This is a genomic window from Nodularia sp. UHCC 0506 (assembly GCF_034931045.1).
Classification (GTDB): Bacteria; Cyanobacteriota; Cyanobacteriia; order Cyanobacteriales; family Nostocaceae; genus Nodularia.
Genome location: NZ_JAYGHH010000018.1, coordinates 42,684 through 63,148 on the forward strand (window position 1 = coordinate 42,684; position 20,465 = coordinate 63,148).

Consider the following 20,465-nt stretch of genomic DNA (forward strand, 5'->3'; position numbering starts at 1 on the left):
AGATTTCTTCAGCAAGCCCTAAATAAATTTGTGAAGCCACAAAAACTAGTTAGTTTTACACACAAGTCGTTGATTAAATGGGAGGAATGATGATTGTACACTACCTTAATATGACATCGCTATTAATTAAAAACGCTGGACTATTAGTTTGGATGTCACCCTTTATGACTGGGTTAATAGAATCATGCAAGACAGTATTGCATAGTCTTTAAATAAGAAACATTTCCCAGCGATATAAAATCGGGGATTCAAACCCCGACTGCAAAACAAGTTACCAAATAATTACGAATTACGAACTACGAACTACGTTAGCGTAGCTCTCCCGTTCGCGTAGCGTTCCGCAGGAAAGGGAGCATTACGAATTACGAATTACGAACTAGGAATTACGAATTACGAACTACGAATTACGAATTACGAATTACGAATTACGAACTACAAACTATTCCTCATTCTCAAATAAAGCTCTACCCAAACGCTGTAAAACCACAAGCGATCGCGCCTCCACTAGAATTGGTTTATCATCGATATAACGTTTACCACGTTGGACAAAGCGGGGCTTCGTTGTGTCAATAATAGTCAGCCATTCCCAGTTCTGTAATCCTTTGGGAATCACAAACTCCAACATCTCATGGTGAGCGTTAAAAAACCACAAGAAAGAATCATCCATAATTCGTTCCCCCCGTGGCCCAGGGGTGGCTATTTCTTCACCATTCATAAAGATCCCAATCGCCTTAGTAAAACCTTCGTTCCACTGTTCTTCTGTCATCTGCGTCCCATCGGGATTGAACCAACCAATATCATGTACCCCGGAACCGTGGATAGCTCTACCTTGGAACCACTTACGTCTGCGGAAAACTGGATGCTTACGGCGAAAATCAATCAGTTGACGAGTGAAATCTAACAGCGCTTCATTTTCTTCTGGTAAATCCCAATCTAACCAAGCCACTTCATTATCTTGGCAGTAAGCATTATTGTTTCCACCTTGACTCCGCCCCATTTCGTCACCCATTACCAGCATCGGCACACCTTGGGAAAGCAGTAAAGTAGTCAAAAAGTTTCGCCGTTGCTGTTTCCGTAACTTGCTGATTACCAGATCATTCGTTTCCCCTTCAACGCCACAGTTCCAAGAGCGATTATGATTTTCCCCATCCCGACTGTCTTCTCCATTCGCCTCATTGTGCTTCTGGTTGTAACTGACTAAATCATTGAGAGTAAAACCATCATGGGCGGTAATAAAATTAATACTAGCGCTGGGATTGCGTCCGTTTAACTGATACAGGTCAGAACTACCCGTAAATCGATAGGCAAACTCTGCCAAACTACTATCTTCGCCGCGCCAGAAGTCCCGCACAGTATCCCTATATCTGCCATTCCATTCTGACCACAAAAGAGGAAATTCACCCACTTGATAGCCACCTTCACCCACATCCCAAGGTTCGGCAATTAATTTCACATCAGCTAAAACCGGGTCTTGGTGAATAATATCAAAGAAAGCAGCCAGCCGGTCAACCGCGAAAAGTTCCCGCGCCAGTGCCGAGGCTAAGTCAAACCGGAAACCATCAACGTGCATTTCTAGTACCCAGTAACGCAGACTATCCATAATCAGTTTCAGCACTTGGGGATGGCGCACATTCAAAGAATTACCGCAGCCGGTGAAGTCCATATAATAACGGGCGTTACCATCCACTAGGCGATAATAAGATGTATTATCTATACCTCGCAGAGATAAAGTCGGACCTAAATTATTGCCTTCTCCAGTATGGTTGTACACCACATCTAAAATCACCTCCATTCCGGCTTTGTGTAGTGCCTTGACCATCTGCTTAAACTCTTTCACCTGCTCGCCATGACCAGAATTAGCACTGTAGCCGTGGTAGGGAGCTAAATAGCAGATAGAGTCATAACCCCAGTAATTTCTCAGTCCTGTATCGACTAAGTGTCGGGGATATGCCAGATAATGATGGACGGGCATTAATTCCACAGCTGTCACACCCAAAGACTGGAGATGAGAAATACTGGCAGGGTGAGCTAGTCCAGCATAGGTGCCTCGGAGTTTGGCAGGAATGGCTGGGTGCAGCTTGGTAAAGCCTTTGACGTGGGTTTCATAAATTACCGTTTCATGCCAAGGGGTTTGCAGCAGTTCATCCCCTTCCCAATCAAAAGACTCATCCACCACCACGGCTTTAGGTACGAGGTGCGCGTCATCCAGTTCCGAAAATCCCAAATCCTCTTGAGGGTCATCCCAGCGATAGCCAAACATTTCTTCCCCAAAACCGATTTCGCCGTCTAATGCTTTGGCGTAGGGGTCTATCAGCAGCTTGTGAGGGTTAAAGCGATGTCCTTCTTGGGGGTTAAAGGGACCGTGTACTCTAAAACCATATCGCTGACCAGGGACGATAGAAGGAACGTAGCAATGCCAAGTAAAGTTACTAATTTCTGTGAGAGTGAGTCTAGTTTCTCTGTCTTGCTGGTCAAACAGGCACAATTCAACCCCTGTGGCGTTTTCCGAAAACAGAGCAAAGTTAGTGCCTTTACCATCCCAAGTTGCTCCTAAAGGATAGGGTTTACCAGGCCAGAGAGAGAGATACATATTGTCAAGCTTTCCTTATGGAATAAATACACCTACTTCAGTATTAGAATAAGTTAGGAACTATTGCAAACACATAAGAAGCTCAGATTCCCGAACAATTGTCGAATTCGCTGGTATTTCCGTTGTGAATTTAACTGAAGCGACCAGTTATTATTCTAGTTTAGGAATGGAGGAATATTTTTTTATTTGAAATCATAAAACTAATCTAAATAAACTCGCAGCCAGGTTTGTACGTAACATTGTTTACGGTATTTAGACCGATGAATAAAGTATTAGTGAATTAAGTCGCCACAACTAATATTTAGGAGTTTATTTTGAATAAAGATTTATTAGCTTTTTTAGCTAGTATATTTTTTAGTGTGATCACGGTAGTTATCATCAGAAGGATGAATTTACCTGCATTTCTCACTTTTGGTATTGCCATTTCTGCAAGTTATACTCTGATGTTTTTGGTGACATTGCATAATTATATTTCTAAAAATAAAAGATTTAAATAAAATTGTCATCAAGTTTTCTAATTATAAAACTCCCTCATCTGTGAGTTATCAATTCTTCTGTGTTAATCTGTGGTTAATTAATTCTTCTGTGTATCTATTCTAGACAGGAGTGCTATAAACTTAATAATTGTCTTGTCAATAGTCAATCTAAAATCTAAAATCTAAAATCCAAAATTGTATGACGATGCCTTTACGTCAAACGTTATCAAAACCTGATATCAAACTTTCTTATTTGGAGTGGAAACAAGGTCAAGAACCTTTACTGCTATTACACGGTTTAGCTGATAATGCTCTGGTTTGGTCTGGCTTGGCAGATGACCTAGCAGCAGACTATCACATAGTTGCGCCAGATATGCGTGGTCATGGTGAAAGCAGTAAGCCAGAAAATGATTATACCTTTGATAGTGCGATCGCTGACCTAGAAAACCTCATGGATCATCTGGGATGGTCTTCTGCACACGTTGTCAGTCACTCCTGGACGGGGAAACTAGCTGCTATTTGGGCGAGAAAAAATCCCCCACGGTTACGCAGTATGGTACTGGTTGACCCGATTTTTATTTGGAAAATGCCCAGCTTATTGCAGTTAACTTTCCCTCTGTTGTACCGTTACTTATCTTTTCTCAAAGGTATGGGGCCTTTTGCTAGTTATGCAGAAGCCGAAGCTCAAGCCCGTGAGTTAAAGCAATATGAAGGCTGGACTACTTTACAACAGCAAGTATTTCAAGCTGGAATTGAACAAAAACCTGATGGGAGTTGGGGTAGTAAATTTACTATAGCCGCGCGCGATCGCATTTTTGCAGATGTCATGTGTGTACCGGGTTTTATTCACCCTGTTGATACCCCAGCGCTATTCGTACAACCAAAAAAAGGTCTTAACCGTCAAAATTGGCAAATCAAACCTTACAAAACCCACCTGAAAAATTTCCGTCTTTGTCAAGTTCCCGGCAATCATTGGCCTTTTTTGACTCAACCTGAAGCATTTAACCGGACTGTAGCAGCATTCCTAGCAGAATGTAAATAAAACAAGTCTGACGTTGACTTAATTCCATCATGAGCCTTTGTATTAATCCAGTTTGTCCTCAACCCTATCACCCAGATAACCAAGACCGTTTTTGTAAAAGTTGTGGTTCCCCCCTGGAACTGTTAGGACGCTATCGGGTGGTCAGTTTGTTGAGTGACAAAAATGGTTTTAGCAAAGTCTATGTAGCAGATGAACAAGATACACCAAAAATCCTCAAAGTTCTGAATGAAGAGCTATCAAAAGATGCTCAAGCAGTAGAACTGTTTTGCCAAGAAGCATCACTGTTAGAACATCTCAATCATCCAGATGTTCCTAAATTTGCAGGTTATTTTCAGTATCAAACTAGAAATGGTATAATTCTGCACTGTATGGTCATGGAAAAAATTGACCAGCCTCACTTAGATGTGTGGCTCAAGCAGCAGCAAAGCTTTGTTTTTCAATCACAAGCTGTAGACTGGTTAAAACAATTTATCCCGGCAAATGTGGTAAGTAGGTCTAAAATTAATATGACTCTACCAGCATCAGTCAAGCATACAGAAAAAGTACCTTTAATAGCTTTATTTGCAGCCTTATCAGTTTCTTTCGGTTTACTGAGTTTAACCGCTTTAGCCACACGTTCACCCAAATTTGCGACTTTGGCAACGTCAGCACAATCACCACAAAGAAAAGGTACGATTGATTATTTTCCTTATGAAGTAGGAATGGATAGTCAAGGTAAAATTGCTAAGTTTAATATAGCTGTTTTATCAATTGATTATAAATGGCTGGCTGGGAGTAATTTTCAAATTCAAAATAATGATCAAATTATTAGTCTTGATGTTTTAAAGTTGAAACTAGAACAGGAAGGTATACAGCAAATAATGGCAGAACCCAATGAAATTATTTCTGTAGGTATGGCTGCTTGTGGGGGAAACCCAGCAGTTCAACAACGCAAAGCTTTAGAACGCGCTCAACAAGTGCAACGTTTAGCAAAAAGTTTATTTAGCAATACGCCCAGTGTTCAAAGCTATCGCTTATTAAATCTTGGTCAATTTCAAGCAAGTAATTGTCAGGAAAATCAGGATTTAACTAGATACCAACGAAGTATAATTATCATTGGTGTACAACCAGAATCAGAAGGTGTAGTTATCGATGAAGCTTTACGGGATAGATTAGAAAATCAACCTTTTGCTGACTTTAAATTACAAAATTATTCTTTGGGGTCTGTGAAAGATTTTATCACTATACCTAGTGAATCAGTGAACAGTGAACAGTGAACAGTTATCAGTTAATTATAACCTACCTACTTAATTGATAAATAGCTACAAAGGTAATTTGATAGTAAAAGTCGCTCCTAGTCCTTTGCCTTGGCTATGGGCTTGAATAGTACCGCCGTGTAATTCTACTAAATGACGTGCGATCGCTAAACCTAAACCTAAACCACTTTGTTTAGAAGTACAATCAGCCTGACAATATCTGTCAAATACGTGGGGCAGAAATTCCGGTTTGATGCCCAGACCTGTGTCACTCACCTGGATGAAGATTGAAGAATCATCACTTTTTGTCAGTCGTACTTCCACTTCTCCACCGGATGGGGTGAATTTAATCGCGTTGGAGAGTAAATTGCCTAAAACTTGTCGCAAGCGGTTAGCATCACCGACAATCGGGGGAATGGACTCATCAATTACAGATTTTAAATGAACTCCCTTAGCATTAGCAGACGGGTAAGCAGTTTCCACAGATTCCTTAACAATATTCACCAGCTTGATGGGGTGGACTTCCAACTGCAACTGACCCCGAAGAATGCGGGACATATTCAATAGGTCTTCTAAGAGTTTAGCCTGAGCTTGAGCATTGCGTTCGATGGTTTCTAAGGCATTGGTAATGGTATCTGGAGGTAGTTGCCGAGTCCGCAGTAATTTTGCCCAACCGAGAATAGCATTGAGTGGCGATCGCAAGTCATGAGATACCATAGCTACAAACTCATCTTTACTTTGGTTGGCTTTTTCGGCTACACTGCGTGCCGCTTGTTCCCTCTGCAACAGCCGATCCAGTTCTGCTTCTAATTGCTTGCGATGGTCTATATCTGTAGCAGTGCCAAACCACTTGACGACTCGTCCTTGTTCATCCTTAATCGCCACATTTCTGACTAGATGCCAACAATAGCTGCCATCATGTTTTTGATAGCGCATTTCTTGTTCGTAGGACTTCTTTTTCTGCAAGGCTTGTGTCCATTCCGGTATGACTGAGGCGAGATCATCTGGATGTATAACTTTTGTCCAACCAAACCCTTTCGCCTCCTCGGCCATTTGCCCAGTAAATTCATACCATCTTTGATTGACATACTCACATTCCCCTTGAAAATTGCACGTCCAGACAAGTTGTGGTATCAAGTCCGATAAATAACGGTAACGTTCCTCACTTTCGCGCAAAGCTGTTTCAGCCTGTTTACGTTCGCTAATGTCTGTCACACTGCCCACTGTTCGCACTACCTGACCATGAGGATCTCGAACAATTATGCCCTGATCTAATACATACCGATACTGTTGATCTTTATGAAGCATTCTATACTCAATTGTATAGTAATTTTCCCTTGCAAAAAAATCAGTCAATTGATTGAGCAGACGTTCTCTATGTTCAGAATGAACTTTCTCCATCCACCATTCAGCGCTGGGGTCGGCTTCTTCTAAGGAATAGCCCAAAATCCGGGTTAACCCCTCAGTTCTGCTCACAATATTATTTTTAATATCCCGATCATAAATTAGACAATTAACTGCTGCTGCTGCTAATCGAAAACGCTCATTACTTAAACGTAGCTGTTCCTCTACTTGCTTACGCGCAGTAATATCAAAAGCTGTACCCACAATCTGACGCGGCGAACCGTCAACATTTCGATTAAAAACAGTATCCCGACTAAAAAACCACAGCCATTCACCATTGGCGTGTCGCATCCGATATTCAAATTCAAGAATTTCGCCATTCTCAGCTACGTCAATTAGTTGCAGATGCTCCAAAAATCGCACCTGATCTTCAGGATGCATTAAAGTTGATAGAAACTCAGAATCCATACCTTGAATTTGTTGGCAAGTATAACCAAGTAGATTAATAATTTGGCTATTGGTATAGACGTTCTGCTGTTTCATCAAATCATAAACGTACAAAATCCCCGGTGTGGTATCAGCAATGCTTTCAATAAACTGCTGACTCTCTCGTAATTTTGCCTCTGCCTGTTTTTTTCCCGTCACATCTCGCCAAGCAGCGACGAAGCCATCCTCCATTTTAGTAATGCGAATATCAATCACTCTAGTTGATTGCTGTTGACTATTCACACAAGTATAAACGAGTGATTCTTTAACTAAGGGCTGACCAGTTTGTACAACTTGGCAACAATCATCAAACAAGCCATTCTCTCGAATATTCAGCAGAATTCTGCACAGATATTCACCCTGTTTTTCTGAAGTGATTTGGCTAAATTCACAAGCTGCGGCATTTATATAATCAACCCGAAACTGGAGGATTTTGCCCGTCTCATCACGCACAGCTGAAAAAATGCCGAAACAATCGAGCATATTCTCCACGGAAGTACGGAAACGTTCCTCACTGCGTTGCAACTCTTGACTTAGTTGAGCATTTTTAATTGCCGAGTGAATAATGGAGCGCAAACGTTCGCCAGTGGTTTGTCCCTTGACTAAATAGTCTTGGACACCGCTTTTCATGGCTTGTACTGCCACAGCTTCGTTACCACAACCAGTTAACATAATTACTGCGGGAATGGCTTGTTGTGATTGCTGTTTTAATTCCGCCATAAATTCCAAACCGTCTAAGTCTGGCATTAAAAAATCTAATAAAATAGCGTCAGGCTGAAACTGTTGACATAATATTAACGCTCCTTCTCCCGATTCTTCTTCGAGAATTGTGTAATTGTATTCTTGGTCTTGCAGCAGATAACGACGATAAACCTGGCGGTCTTCAAGACAATCATCAACAATTAAAACAGTTAGCGGTTGTGCCATAACTAGTTGTTAAGAGCATCAGGGAGAATGACGATATCTAACCAATAAGTTATGAAACTTTGAATAGTTTCCACCAATCTATTAATATCAATTGGTTTCAACATATAACTAGCCACGCAATATTGGTAACATATTTCAATGTCTTTAGGATTGGATGACGTGGTAAATACAACTACAGGAATGTATTTCAATTCTTCATTTTGCTTGATTTGTTCTAAGACTTCTCGCCCATCAGTTCCTGGTAAATTTAAGTCGAGCAAAATAATTGCCGGACGAGGAAAGTTTGGGACATCACTGTAAGTCCCGGTGTGGTAAAGAAAGTCTAGTGCTTCCTCGCCATCACTACAGCGAAATACAGGATTGACAACAGCTTTTTTTTTCATGATTCGACACAAAGCTTCAAAGTCTTCGTCGCTATCTTCAATTACTAGTAAAGGTCTAGCAAAATTACCAATCATGGGTTTACTCAACTCTCTGTAATGTGAAATAAAAGGTACTACCTTTACCATAGTTTGATTCTACCCAGATTTTACCGCCATGACGTTCTACGATTTTTTTTACAATAGTTAAACCCGCTCCAGTACCGCCACCATATTTGCCTGGGCTATGCAGTCGTTTGAAAATGCGGAAAATGGCTTCAAAGTGTTGATCTCGAATACCGATACCATTATCTCGCACGTAGAATGTGATTGGTAATGGTGGCTCATCTATATAACCAATTTCAATGTATTTTTCAGCTTTATCGTTGTATTTAATCGAGTTAGCAATCAAATTATTAAAGACTTCACCTAGTTGGACGCGATCGCAATATACTGTTGGTAGCGGTCGGGGAATTTGAATATCTACCTTCATCTCCTCAATGCGGGCGCTCAATAAATCTAAACTGTGATGCAATACATCATTGAGGTCTATTGGCTGCATAGAAAGGTCTATTCTCCCCAAGCGGGAAAAATGCAGCAGGGAATCGATTAAATCCTCCATGCGCTGGGTCAGACGAATCAATGTTTTTAATTTATTTTTACCCTCTTCGTTTAGGATGTCACCGTAATCTTCTATCAAGAAGTTAGAGTAATTGTGAATCCCGCGCAGTGGTTCTTTCAAATCATGGGAAGCTATATAGGCAAAGGCATCTAATTCTTTATTACTGCGTTCTAGTTCAATATTCAACTGTGCTAGTTCATCTGCTTTCCGCAGCACTACGCCAATAATTGCACTTCTTAATTCTAGTGCTGCATTCACTTGATATGATTTCCAGGGAACCGATTTTAACAAAACTGTTTCTTTCCATAAATCAAAGGATTTCCGGGGTGATAGGCGGATACTACCATTTTGTTTCACTTCTACCGGTTTATCAGGATTACCACCCCAATCGACAGTTTGCACTACCTCTGGACGAAACCATAAAACATAGTTTTTTTGACTTTTGGAAATGGAAATTGCCATCACACCGCTTGCAACGTCCCGTAATTTTTCCGCCTGGGGATAAAATTTAAATAAGGAATCAGTATAGAAAATTTCTTCCTGCTGGTTTTGATTTATCCATTCCACTAAATCTTCAATATCCTGTTGTTCAGGAGTTTTACCAACTGTGAAATATTTGCCATGAAAGCAGACTGCTGCTCCTTGAGCCTCTACAAGATTGAGGAGATTTGGTTGTTTATTAATTAAACCGTCAATGAAGTTATTTTCTAATGACATATACTCCACTAATTTGGAATGATGAGATTTTACCTGTATCTTATATTCCACATCTTCACTATCTTCTTTCGCTGCCATTTCTAAAGATGTCATTTGCCCCAAAAATTCACAAGCATTCCGAATTTCATAGGGAATATATTTAGGTGATTGATGATGACAAGCAATTAGTCCCCACAGCTTTCCACCTTTCATAATAGAAATTGACATAGATGCCGTCACGCCCATATTGTGCATATACTCAATGTGTACAGGCGAGACACTCCGTAATACTGACCTGCTTAAATCTAAAGGTTCGTTAGTCAAAGGATTATTGGCTGGTATAATGGCCACAGGCTGATAGTGGGTATTTGGTATCAGTCTCAGCCAGTTTTGGCTATAGAGTGTTCTGGCTTGAGTGGGAATATCAGAAGCCGGATAACGTAACCCTAAATAAGCTGTCAAATATTCTGGCTTTGATTCAGCAATAACTGTGCCATTCCAATCTTGATCAAATCGATAGAGCATAACTCTATCAAAACCAGTGATTTTCTTAACTTCTGTGACAATAATCTGACTAATTTCTGTTAAATTATATGCAGATTGTAACTTTGACATTGCTGCTTTTACTAAATGGTAAAACTTAAAAAAAGCATTGCCCTTATCTAAAATTGTTGGTTCTAATTCTAAAATTAAAACTCCATGAGAGCGGTGAATAATTCCATCAAAATGCACAACTTTATCATTTAAATTAATAGTCAATTCAATGGGATTAACAATTGGTAAATCATCTTGTAATAAAGACTCTGCCAGTAAACTAATTTGGTCTTCTTCGAGAAGATAAGTTAAATTTTTATTTAGTAATTCTTCAGGTTGTAAACCAAATAAATTGAATGTATTATCGCTGACTTGTAGAATAGTTAAATCTGGCTCTTTTAGGGACAAAAGCAATCCATGAGGCTGAATTGAGCCAGGAATATGAATTGGCTCTTTATTACAGCTGCTAATATCAATTGTCACAGGGATAGTAATATCGTTAGTACTCACATTTAAAACCTGGAGATTACAAGTTGTTTTGAAATATCCTCTCGTATTGTGCTATGGCAGTTTTTTAAACTTGATCAAACACTCTCATTCCCAGCATAGCTATATTACAGAGATAATTAATGGAACTAGTACTAACGACTTATGCCTGTCTCCATTAGTAGTTCACAATTCATGTAAAATTGTTGTATTTTCGCGTAAATCCTGGTTTAAAGCTGTGTAAATAAAATCTAAGTTATATTAATTAATATTACATTTTCATAAAAATATGAATATTTCAGACTTTGTGTATCATAAGTAACTAAAAATTTCTGCAAAATTGCTACTAGGTTTGAGATTCATGTAGCAAATTTGGTAAATTTTGTGCCTAGCAATTAGCCTTTTAAAAGCTAATTTGCTCAGACTGATATGTTGGTGGCTCGAGATGAATTAAAATTCTCACAGGGCTGAAACTGGCTTCTAGTCGGCTTTCTACTGCTTCGGTGATGCGATGGGCAGTTTCTACATCTGGTGCATCGACAATTAAGTGCATTTCCATAAAGACTTGGCGACCAAGAACACCCCTGGAAGCGATTTTATGACAATTAATCACGCCAGGAACAGCAGTGGCGATCGCATGAATTTTTTCTGGTGCGATCGCCATTTGGTCTACCAGCCAAGGTACATTAGTTTTAAGAACTGAGAAACCAGTCCAAAACACTAACAAAGCCACAGGAAAAGCTAACACCACATCCAGCCATTGATAACCTAGCCAAACCCCTATTAAACCCCCAATTACAGTTATAGTCACCCAAACATCGCTCATGGTATGTGCAGCATCAGCTATCAAAATGGGGCTACCGACACGCTTACCTACACCACGTTCATAAAACGCCACAAAAATATTCACACCCAGCACAATTAACAATAACCACAACTCCACAGAAGATATATTTACAGGTTCACTACCTTGAATTATCCTCTCCACAGCACCTTGGAGAATTTGCCAACAGGCTATGGCTAAAAAAGCCGCAATTCCTAAAGCCCCCACACCTTCAAATTTCTGGTGTCCGTAAGGGTGTTCCATATCTGGTTGGGGAGCAGAATATTTACTGGCGATTAATCCTAAAATGTTGTTGGCAGCATCCGTAACACTATGCAAAGCATCAGCTAATAAGCTTAAAGAACCTGTCATATACCCCAAAAATCCTTTTAATCCGATTACCAGCAGGTTAAGCAATAGGGTGATAATTAAAACCTTTTGCACTTCGGGGCGGTTGTCGTAAGTCATAGAGTAGATTTAACATTTATTTCTATGACTACCAATGTAAAACTTAAAACTGATATTAAATGTGTCAAAGTCTTACGCTGTAAGGATTATATATCTCTTTAGTCGCTAATTTTTTACTGCTTTAATGAGAGTATTTATAACTATAGGAATCCGGTTTGGTTTCTGTGAGGTAGGGAACAGGGAACAGGTAAGAGATTTCCAAATAAAAAAATATCCCGTCGTTTTGAGAGCAGGGGGGCAGGGAGCGGGGAGCAGGGGGAGGAAAGGTCATTTACTGTCTCAGATGTAATCAGATATCAGATCACTTCTTCCAGTAAAATAGATAATTATCAATCAGTTTTATCAATAACTCATGTCTTCAACTCCTCTCACACTGAATCTGGTTGAAGGTTCTGTCACCTTTAGTTTTTCACCCCAGGCGGCACAGGAATTAAAGGCAGCAACGGATGAATTAATGGCACGCCTGAAAGCTGTCGCCGCTAAACCCACTCCTGGCGGCGCTAAAGTCACTCCTCAGTCTCCCGTCGAGTATCGCTACACTGGGGATGTATTTTTAGAAGTTTTTTGTAATCCCAATATTTGGCCTACTCCCTTTGCGGCTAAAGTCCTGCTGACTATCCGCGATATCAATATCCGCTTAACTACAGAAGCTGAACTGACGCGAATTATTGAAGACGTTAACCAGTATTTAGAACAAGTCGGCTGAAAAAACTGCCGGGGCAGCTTAATATGTTAAACTACCCCGTTCAGTAAATCTATATTCAGATAGTTAAGTTATTACAGCGATGAACGCATTTGTAACTTGGGAAATTCTATAAGTTTAGATTCTAATGCTTCTGCGTTAATGAAAAAACTAAGATTCTGGATGGGGAAATATATATCAAAACTAGAGATTAGCCCTCGAATCAAGCATTTAATTGCTTGCTGTCAAATTATAGACATCCAAAATAAACTCCCAATCCAAAATCCGAATCACATCCTGTTAATCATTTTCCCATTGTTCTCGACCAATCAGATCGCCAATGCGATCGCGTAATAAAAAGTCACATTTTTCTAACTCACACTCCACACAAACCCACTCTCTCGCAGGAATGTATTGACAGAGGGTATATATTGGCTGTTGCCGACTCACCATTCCCCTTTCCACCAGTCGGCGTGCTTCATCTTGGATAATATCCAAAGAGTAGTAAGAGTAATAATTGATAGAAGGCACCGTATTCACACTCATGGTTTTTACTCACAAAGTTTACAAGTAGATAGTTTTCCCATTAAATGCTGGGAACAAACATGACAAAGATTCGACTTGTGGCTAGGGTTTTGTAGTTTGCTATACGGAACTGATTTTATTTTGACGCTATACACCTTCAAATTATCTAAAGAAATGTTAAGAATGTCAACAAATCCTGACTCTTATGAAAAATGTACTGGAGTTTGTGATCTGACCGTAATTAACTTAACTAGCTGGCAAGATAATTTGATTTGTCTTCAATATATCTCAAGTTCTTGCTGGTGTTAATTTTGTGCATATTTGTGTCGGCGGAATTATATCATATAGTGGATCACTGATGTACATAATTATTACATAAAAGCCTAGCTGAGATATTTGGGGATTTGGTTATGGCTGATTTTTAGCCGGAAAATCGCTATTAACTATCGCCAAATATGAGGGGTGATTATACCAGAAAAATTTCATAAACTAACATTTATGAATAATTGCTTCCAAAAGCAGATAACTGTTCTAGTAAATGACAGCACAGAAGATAACTGTTTTGCATCGGTAAACACTTAGGATTAAATATGCACTTTTGCCTTTATAGTCAGGTTAACAGTATTTAGGTCAAGGTATTACCAATTTTATTCATAATGAGCGTGAAATGATGACAACCATCAATGAACAAGTCATTTACTACTGAAGCTTACGTAAATGCTCACACAGAGAATAATCGATTTGAGTGGAAACCATGATTGGTGTGAACCATAAATTTATCCAGCCATAAAATATTTGATTTTGTGGTGAACTCCTAACTTACCAGTAAAAACACTTGGCGACGCGACAGGACACGAATAAGCACTATTGAGTGTTAGCGCCTTGTAGCAGGGATGTTTTTTTTGTTCCTTTTACTCTGAAAAGAAATGTATAGCACTCAATAGAAAGCTACCAACTCTTTACATTTCGTTATAGTCACATTAAAACAGACGTGATATGATCCCGTCTGTAAACTCCTTAGCTAATTCCCTAGAACTTGATTGTTCTAAAGTGACATTGTTAATCAGTTACAGTTCATCATCTTCAGCCATAGTATTCCCGTCTACTGTCAAACTGTCAAGCGATCGCTCATCCTCAAGTTTGTTTAAAAGCGACAGCACCTTAGTACCCCGTTCTATGGAATCATCTTCGATAAAAATCACTTCTGGGGTACGACGCAGCCTCACTCGTGAACCCAGTTCACTACGAACAAAACCTGTGGCCGACTTTAAACCTGCCATTGTTTCTGACTTAGCTTCCTCTGTACCATAAATACTGACATAGACTTTGGCGTGTTGGAGATCACCAGAAACATCAACAAAGGTAACGCTCACCATTCCAGTACCCACACGATCATCCTTAATACCGTGGAGTAGCATTTGGCTAACTTCCCGTTTAATCAACTCAGCAACGCGGGAAATGCGGCGATTAGTAGCCATAAATTTTTGCCTCCTCACAGAGGTTGTACGACATAAATTATATATAAATTGGGCAGAACAAACCCTGACGCATTCAACGCCCATAGCTGCTGCCTAGAAACCAACATCCTGACACTTTGAGCTTAGACTGCACTCAGCCCTAGCATCGCCCGCACGGTGAGACTCACAAAAACTAGAGTACCTACAAAGAAACCCAACAGAGCAATCAAGGTGACAGGGCGTTTTAGCAGTGGCATTAATGGCTCAATCGAGTTCAGAAACACTCCTAAGAGGATTGTAATGAAGTACCGGGGGTAGCGAAAGACGTTATCCCAAAATCCGTCAAACATTTGAATCTAGACTGCCTTGTTATACAATTACATTTGCTTTTATTCTATATAATTGTAATCTATGCAGCCAAAAAATTACGCAAATCAGATCAAAGATGCTGCGTTGGCTATATTTGTTATATTGAGTAGCTGAGTTTTAGTTCAACTGTAAATAAATGGTAAGTCAAATCCCCAAAGAAACTTGCCCGCGTCCCTTTTTAAAGTGGGCAGGGGGGAAAAGTCGGTTAATCTCACAATACATTAACTATTTTCCCAAGCAATATAAAACTTACTATGAGCCATTTTTAGGTGGTGGAGCCATTTTTTTCCATCTTCATCCTTCATCAGCCATATTAACTGATATTAATGCCGAATTAATTACTACTTATCGCTGTGTTAGAGACTATGTAGAGGAATTAATTGACCTGCTAAAAGTACATCAAATTCGGCATAATAAAGACTATTACTATGATGTAAGAGCTTATCCTGGCGGTACTGACTTAGAAAAAGCGGCTCGATTTATTTATCTGAACAAAACTTGTTTTAATGGACTTTATCGAGTTAATTCCCAAGGTAAATTCAATGTGCCATTGGGAAGATATAAAAATCCTAATATTTGTCCTGAAAATATCCTGAGAGCCGCTTCATTCGGACTGTCGAAAACTAAAATTAAACAGGCAGATTTCACAGATGTCTTAAATCATGCGACAAGTAGCGATGATTTTGTCTTTTTAGATCCACCTTATCATCCCATCAGTAATACTAGCTATTTTACAGGTTATAATGGGAATTCTTTTTTAGAAAAAGACCAAGTACGCTTGAGAGATACTTGTGCAGAATTGGCTAGTCGTGGGGTGAAAATTATGGTGTGTAATTCTGATTGTGAATTAGTGAGAAAACTTTACAATGAAATTAATTTTAAAATTTATTCCATAGCCGCATCACGTTCAATTAATTGTAATATAAAAAATCGCGGGATGATTCATGAATTATTAATTACATCATATTAAAAGTTTTTATTTGTCCAAGCAATAAATCTATCTAAAGTTTGTACAGCTAACAAATTATTATTAGATGTAACTTGTCGCCTGAGCCATTGAATTGCTCCTTCCCTCATACCTTCACCGCCAATCACTACTATTGTGGGGGCAGGGTAAGAGTTTTGAATATTCAAATTCAAATAAGGAAACTTTTCATCAACTGAACCACCACTTTCTTGCCATTTACATTCAATAATTAGTCCCGATGGCATGACAGGTGAGCCGACTACATAAAAATCAACTTTCAGGCTAGTTTGATAAATTCCACTGCCAATATTAACTTGTTTTGCATAGCGTTTTTTTAATAAATTAGCAGTCAATAAAAATTCCTGGCTGACATGATTTCCTACTTGGAAATAACTATGTCCAATTAAGATACTTTCTACATTTGTTTCTAAAATCCTACCTGCCTGATTCGCCCTTCCACCTTGAGTTAGAGCCATTTTTAACCTTTTGCCAAAACTCCTATTCCTTCTATGATTTCATGGAAGTGGTAACAAATGCTCAATGAGTTCAGATAAATTTTGTCAACACCAATTAAATCATGAGCAACGGTTAATTTGAGGACAATAATGGTACTTTTGTACTCAGTAATAATATTTTCACCAGTGAGGATAAACTCTTGGTTATTCCCTCTTTTCCTTGTACAGACGCGATACATCGCGTCTCTCATAAGGATTGCATTTTAACTGGCTTGAACATCATTTTGACCATTACGGATATCCCATGCTACTTCTAGCATTTGAGTCCAACGCTTTTGTAGCTGTTTGGGTGTGCATTTAATGGTTTTAGCGATCGCCTGATCACTCTGTCGGCTAACTTTCAACTGCAAAATTCTTTGCTGTTCAGGAGATAATACACCCACAAAGGTTTCCCACTGTTGAGAAGTTAAACCCAACTTTTGCTCCAAACCTGCACCTAACCATTGATGAACCAATTGCCAGTGATGATTTTTGGCGAATTTTTCCACGTGGTATTTAAAACGCTGTTGCAGATAGTCGCGCTGACGGCTAGTTAAACCCAAAATTTGGTCAATTTCTGGGGCTGGGAGGTCTTGTAACTTCAGTGTCAGGTAGTCCACACAATCAGATTGACCTTGAGATTCCAAGTATTTGGCCAATTCCGCAATCACGCGATCGCGTTCTGACTCCTCCGAGGGATCGAAGTTAGTTTGGGCAACCATCTGCGACCGGATTTGCTGCACCGCCGAGTTACGCTGGTAAGATTCTGCTTCTTCACTCTTAGCAGATTCCACAGCCATTTCAATATCTACAGTCGTTTCCTGGGGCTGACGACGGGCAAAACCTTGGGCGCGGAGAATAATCAATTGCTGATTATTGCCACCAGGTAAATTAATCCGGCGTTTGGCATACTGCTCTGTAAACGCAATGTATTCTGCCAATTGTAACTGAGTCCGGGGCTGATAATCTTCTGGTAGTTCATTTTCCCGCCGGAAAGCTTTAATCGCTTCGATATAAAACGCTTGGAGAAAATCTTCAATCAGACTGTAACGAGCATTGAATCCCAACTCCGAACCAGAAATGGTGACATGACGGTAAACCATAGCACCTAAAGTACTATGTAATTCCACTCTGCCCCGTCTGGAACCCAATTGATAATAATGCAAGCACTTTTGCAGACGATGCTTGGCTAAATTAACTTGCCATGACTCGATTTCGCCAGATTGTTGGATGCGGGAACTTTTATCACATATTCTTTGCACTTCTGTAGCTATGCGCTGTGATACGGCTTGTACACACTCAGATGTCGCCTTGACTTGAGATCGCATTTCTTGATATAGCAGTTGTCTCAAGTTATTGTGATTGTCCGCTGGCAATTCTGACGGCGAAACATTACAGAAAAAAGTGGATTGAGAAGTTGGTAGATTTACAAGATTAGCTTTCATGACTTTTCCAGAGTGTGGTATTGCACCGTAACTACAACGCAGACACAGCAAATGAGGCCAGCCTTGGCTGGAGAAGTATTTAGCATTCTCAAAACCCACCCCAAGCACTGCTCATATATAAGACTGTACGCAATTGAAAAAGTTACAGGGAAAGTTGTGTGTCGCTTTTTGTACAAGCAACCTCATTGAGTATGACACATAGATATCTGCCACGCCTTAAAAGTGGAGAAAAGACTTGTTATATCCACATTGATCGCCATTCTGTTTGATCACATCCAAATCTTGTTAAGTATGACGATTGCAAAACTGGAGCCTTTTAAAGAAATTTCTCCGAAAATCAAGGAGATGTCTGTGAAGTTTGTTTCTTATACCCACGCTGTTGCTGCTTCCCAACCTAAACCCCGCCTTGTAATCATTGGTTCGTCTCCCGTCAAGTCCAAAATCGTAGACACCTCATAAGTCGGTTCTTCACCAGTGTCTATAATTACGTCTACTAAGTTATCCCAAAGGTCAAACAGCTCCACCCGTGATCGTCTAGGTTCTAAATCTAGCTCTACTGGTTCATCATCTGGTGGTAGATGTGCCGAAGTTGAAATAATCGGATTTTCCAATGCTGCTAGTAATGCCAAGCATACCGGATGGTCTGGTACACGAATTCCAGTAGTTTTTCGCTTGGGACTTTGTACTAGTCGCGGCACTAACTTTGTAGCAGGCAGTAAAAACGTGTAAGTCCCTGGGATCAAGCGCTTCATAATCCGATAAGCTGTATCACTGACAAAGGCATAAGTTGCCACATTTGATAGGGAGGGACACAGAAATGTCAGTGGTTTATCATTAGCTAACTGTTTAATTTGCCGCACCCGTTCTACTGCCGACTTGGCATTTAAATCACAACCAATAGCATAAACTGTGTCTGTAGGGTAGAGCATAACCGCGCCACTAGAGAGCGCTGACTTTATTTCCTCTATACGACGAGTTTGGGGATTATCAGGATGGACGGCGAAAATTTTTGCCATAGCAAGTTCCGAATCAGGGTGGGAAACTGTGGATTTCAGGGAAAAAAGAAAATTCCGCATTACACATATTTTCACGGATGAATGAGCTGATTCCACAAATAGGCCATGATTAACATGAAAATAAAGTTGATTAAGTTATCTATATGATTAAAGTTGCTTATCTTCAATGTCCGACGGGAATTTCTGGCGATATGTGTCTGGGGGCTTTAGTTAGTCTGGGTGTCCCCGTGGAATATTTAAGTGAAACACTCAATAAATTGGGAATTTCCCAGGAATATAACCTCAGAGTTGAACTTGTGCAACGCAATGGTCAGCAGGCGACTAAAGTCCATGTAGATTTAGCCCATCACCATCACCACCACGACCACGAACATAGTCACCATCATGGCCGCCACCTGCCAGAAATCGAAAAAATGATCCTCACAGCCGAATTGCCATCACGGGCTAAAGCCTGGAGTTTGGCAGTATTTCGACAGTTAGCAGTCGCAGAAGGGGCAGTACACGGCATTGCGCCAGAAAAGGTTCATTTTCATGAAGTGGGCGCTGTCGATGCCATCGTGGATATTGTGGGTACGTGCTTGGGGTTGGATTGGTTAGGAATTGATAGTAATGATCAGGGATTACCTTTACTATACTGTTCAGCGTTGCCCACAGGTGGGGGAACAGTGCGAGCCGCTCACGGTGAAATGGCTGTACCAGTACCTGCTGTATTGAAGTTGTGGGAAATGCGGGGTTGTCCGGTTTTTAGTAATGGCATTGATCGGGAACTCGTGACACCAACAGGGGCGGCGATCGCTACTACCCTAACTACAGAATTTGGTTCTCCACCACCAATGGCCATTAAACAAGTAGGACTGGGAGCCGGAAGCATCAATTTACCTATCTCTAATATATTACGTCTTTGGCTAGGCGATCGCCCTAATAATTCTGAAGATATCAGTCCCAATTTAGAAACCATCACCGTACTTGAAACCCAAATTGATGATTTAAATCCCCAGGCCATTGGCTATGTCTTTGAAGCCTTGTTTGCTGTTGGTGCAGTGGATGTTTTCACCCAACCCATAGGAATGAAAAAATCCCGTCCAGGAATTTTATTAACTGTCATCTGTCATCCAAATCATTTATTGGCTTGTGAAGCAGTTTTATTTCGTGAAACCACAACTTTAGGAATTCGCCGGAGTACCCAACAACGCACCATCCTACAACGGGAAATTCAATCAGTAGAAATTGAATATGGCCAAGTTCGTGTTAAAATAGCATGGAAAGAGGAAGGAAAAGATAAATCTATTGTTAACATCCAGCCAGAATATGAAGATTGTGCAGACTTAGCTCGCAGGCATAATATCCCCTGGCGTGAAGTTCAGCGATTAGCACTACAAACTTGGTATAGCAAAGGGCTGAGTGCTGGGTAGAAAATCCGCT

Annotated in this window: 18 protein-coding genes; 6 read left to right on the forward strand and 12 right to left on the reverse strand. The window is 40.1% G+C overall.

Features of this window, described 5'->3' with window-relative positions; genetic code table 11:
- Positions 1-439: 439 nt before the first annotated feature.
- A complete protein-coding gene (glgX, locus tag VB654_RS12595; RefSeq protein WP_323214107.1) occupies positions 440-2,590 on the reverse strand; it encodes a glycogen debranching protein GlgX in 2,151 nt (716 codons plus the stop codon).
- Between the two features lie 314 nt (positions 2,591-2,904).
- On the opposite strand from glgX, the gene VB654_RS12600 reads away from it, so the two are divergent.
- The 3 genes from VB654_RS12600 to VB654_RS12610 all read left to right on the forward strand — a co-directional run bounded on the left by VB654_RS12600 (position 2,905) and on the right by VB654_RS12610 (position 5,364).
- Complete coding sequence (locus VB654_RS12600; protein ID WP_323214108.1) at positions 2,905-3,087, forward strand: hypothetical protein; 183 nt, start codon at positions 2,905-2,907, stop codon at positions 3,085-3,087.
- Positions 3,088-3,271: 184 nt separating this feature from the next.
- Positions 3,272-4,108 carry an alpha/beta hydrolase gene (locus VB654_RS12605; protein WP_323214139.1) on the forward strand — a complete coding sequence of 279 codons (837 nt, stop codon included), beginning with the start codon at positions 3,272-3,274 and terminating at the stop codon, positions 4,106-4,108.
- Between the two features lie 29 nt (positions 4,109-4,137).
- The gene (locus VB654_RS12610; RefSeq protein ID WP_323214109.1) at positions 4,138-5,364 is read left to right on the forward strand and encodes a serine/threonine-protein kinase; all 1,227 of its coding nucleotides are present in this window, start codon (positions 4,138-4,140) and stop codon (positions 5,362-5,364) included.
- A gap of 45 nt (positions 5,365-5,409) precedes the next feature.
- Here VB654_RS12610 and VB654_RS12615 read toward each other — a convergent pair whose 3' ends face one another.
- From VB654_RS12615 to VB654_RS12630, 4 genes are all read right to left on the reverse strand, one after another.
- Complete coding sequence (locus tag VB654_RS12615) at positions 5,410-8,100, reverse strand: PAS domain-containing protein (RefSeq protein WP_323214110.1); 2,691 nt, start codon at positions 8,098-8,100, stop codon at positions 5,410-5,412.
- 2 nt (positions 8,101-8,102) lie between these two features.
- Positions 8,103-8,558, reverse strand: a complete 456-nt coding sequence (locus tag VB654_RS12620) for a response regulator (RefSeq protein WP_323214111.1) — start codon at positions 8,556-8,558, stop codon at positions 8,103-8,105.
- 4 nt (positions 8,559-8,562) lie between these two features.
- Positions 8,563-10,821 carry an ATP-binding protein gene (locus tag VB654_RS12625; RefSeq protein ID WP_323214112.1) on the reverse strand — a complete coding sequence of 753 codons (2,259 nt, stop codon included), beginning with the start codon at positions 10,819-10,821 and terminating at the stop codon, positions 8,563-8,565.
- 379 nt (positions 10,822-11,200) lie between these two features.
- Positions 11,201-12,088 carry a cation diffusion facilitator family transporter gene (locus tag VB654_RS12630; protein WP_323214113.1) on the reverse strand — a complete coding sequence of 296 codons (888 nt, stop codon included), beginning with the start codon at positions 12,086-12,088 and terminating at the stop codon, positions 11,201-11,203.
- Between the two features lie 352 nt (positions 12,089-12,440).
- Between VB654_RS12630 and VB654_RS12635 the strand changes: the two genes are divergently transcribed.
- Positions 12,441-12,794 (forward strand): hypothetical protein, encoded by a 354-nt coding sequence (locus VB654_RS12635; RefSeq protein ID WP_323214114.1) that lies wholly within the window; start codon positions 12,441-12,443, stop codon positions 12,792-12,794.
- Positions 12,795-13,070: 276 nt separating this feature from the next.
- Here VB654_RS12635 and VB654_RS12640 read toward each other — a convergent pair whose 3' ends face one another.
- From VB654_RS12640 to VB654_RS12650, 3 genes are all read right to left on the reverse strand, one after another.
- On the reverse strand, positions 13,071-13,316 hold the full coding sequence (locus VB654_RS12640; protein WP_323214115.1) for a DUF4327 family protein: 246 nt from the start codon (positions 13,314-13,316) through the stop codon (positions 13,071-13,073).
- A 1,046-nt stretch (positions 13,317-14,362) separates the two neighbouring features.
- Positions 14,363-14,773: a 30S ribosome-binding factor RbfA gene (gene rbfA, locus VB654_RS12645; RefSeq protein WP_323214116.1), complete on the reverse strand. Its 411-nt coding sequence runs from the start codon at positions 14,771-14,773 to the stop codon at positions 14,363-14,365.
- Between the two features lie 122 nt (positions 14,774-14,895).
- On the reverse strand, positions 14,896-15,102 hold the full coding sequence (locus VB654_RS12650) for a DUF751 family protein (protein ID WP_323214117.1): 207 nt from the start codon (positions 15,100-15,102) through the stop codon (positions 14,896-14,898).
- Between the two features lie 155 nt (positions 15,103-15,257).
- Here VB654_RS12650 and VB654_RS12655 point away from each other — a divergent pair, with 155 nt between their 5' ends.
- Positions 15,258-16,091, forward strand: a complete 834-nt coding sequence (locus VB654_RS12655) for a DNA adenine methylase (protein ID WP_323214118.1) — start codon at positions 15,258-15,260, stop codon at positions 16,089-16,091.
- Here the strand turns inward: VB654_RS12655 and VB654_RS12660 are convergent.
- From VB654_RS12660 to VB654_RS12675, 4 genes are all read right to left on the reverse strand, one after another.
- A complete protein-coding gene (locus tag VB654_RS12660) occupies positions 16,088-16,564 on the reverse strand; it encodes a PD-(D/E)XK nuclease superfamily protein (RefSeq protein WP_323214119.1) in 477 nt (158 codons plus the stop codon). The genes VB654_RS12655 and VB654_RS12660 overlap by 4 nt on opposite strands.
- A 2-nt stretch (positions 16,565-16,566) precedes the next feature.
- Complete coding sequence (locus VB654_RS12665; RefSeq protein ID WP_323214120.1) at positions 16,567-16,794, reverse strand: hypothetical protein; 228 nt, start codon at positions 16,792-16,794, stop codon at positions 16,567-16,569.
- Positions 16,795-16,806: 12 nt separating this feature from the next.
- Positions 16,807-18,027 (reverse strand): HetZ-related protein, encoded by a 1,221-nt coding sequence (locus tag VB654_RS12670; protein WP_323214121.1) that lies wholly within the window; start codon positions 18,025-18,027, stop codon positions 16,807-16,809.
- 365 nt (positions 18,028-18,392) lie between these two features.
- On the reverse strand, positions 18,393-19,043 hold the full coding sequence (locus tag VB654_RS12675; RefSeq protein WP_323214140.1) for an L-threonylcarbamoyladenylate synthase: 651 nt from the start codon (positions 19,041-19,043) through the stop codon (positions 18,393-18,395).
- 143 nt (positions 19,044-19,186) lie between these two features.
- On the opposite strand from VB654_RS12675, the gene larC reads away from it, so the two are divergent.
- On the forward strand, positions 19,187-20,455 hold the full coding sequence (larC, locus tag VB654_RS12680) for a nickel pincer cofactor biosynthesis protein LarC (RefSeq protein WP_323214122.1): 1,269 nt from the start codon (positions 19,187-19,189) through the stop codon (positions 20,453-20,455).
- The last annotated feature ends 10 nt before the right edge of the window (positions 20,456-20,465 follow it).

Coding starts and splice junctions, on each gene's coding strand:
- VB654_RS12610 (WP_323214109.1), top strand. CDS start 4,138: ATGAGCCTTTGTATTAATCCAGTTTGTCCTCAACCCTATCACCCAGAT.
- VB654_RS12620 (WP_323214111.1), bottom strand. CDS start 8,558: ATGATTGGTAATTTTGCTAGACCTTTACTAGTAATTGAAGATAGCGAC.
- glgX (WP_323214107.1), bottom strand. CDS start 2,590: ATGTATCTCTCTCTCTGGCCTGGTAAACCCTATCCTTTAGGAGCAACT.
- rbfA (WP_323214116.1), bottom strand. CDS start 14,773: ATGGCTACTAATCGCCGCATTTCCCGCGTTGCTGAGTTGATTAAACGG.
- larC (WP_323214122.1), top strand. CDS start 19,187: ATGATTAAAGTTGCTTATCTTCAATGTCCGACGGGAATTTCTGGCGAT.
- VB654_RS12640 (WP_323214115.1), bottom strand. CDS start 13,316: ATGAGTGTGAATACGGTGCCTTCTATCAATTATTACTCTTACTACTCT.
- VB654_RS12615 (WP_323214110.1), bottom strand. CDS start 8,100: ATGGCACAACCGCTAACTGTTTTAATTGTTGATGATTGTCTTGAAGAC.
- VB654_RS12635 (WP_323214114.1), top strand. CDS start 12,441: ATGTCTTCAACTCCTCTCACACTGAATCTGGTTGAAGGTTCTGTCACC.
- VB654_RS12605 (WP_323214139.1), top strand. CDS start 3,272: ATGCCTTTACGTCAAACGTTATCAAAACCTGATATCAAACTTTCTTAT.
- VB654_RS12650 (WP_323214117.1), bottom strand. CDS start 15,102: ATGTTTGACGGATTTTGGGATAACGTCTTTCGCTACCCCCGGTACTTC.
- VB654_RS12630 (WP_323214113.1), bottom strand. CDS start 12,088: ATGACTTACGACAACCGCCCCGAAGTGCAAAAGGTTTTAATTATCACC.
- VB654_RS12665 (WP_323214120.1), bottom strand. CDS start 16,794: ATGAGAGACGCGATGTATCGCGTCTGTACAAGGAAAAGAGGGAATAAC.
- VB654_RS12675 (WP_323214140.1), bottom strand. CDS start 19,043: ATGGCAAAAATTTTCGCCGTCCATCCTGATAATCCCCAAACTCGTCGT.
- VB654_RS12655 (WP_323214118.1), top strand. CDS start 15,258: ATGGTAAGTCAAATCCCCAAAGAAACTTGCCCGCGTCCCTTTTTAAAG.
- VB654_RS12660 (WP_323214119.1), bottom strand. CDS start 16,564: ATGGCTCTAACTCAAGGTGGAAGGGCGAATCAGGCAGGTAGGATTTTA.
- VB654_RS12670 (WP_323214121.1), bottom strand. CDS start 18,027: ATGAAAGCTAATCTTGTAAATCTACCAACTTCTCAATCCACTTTTTTC.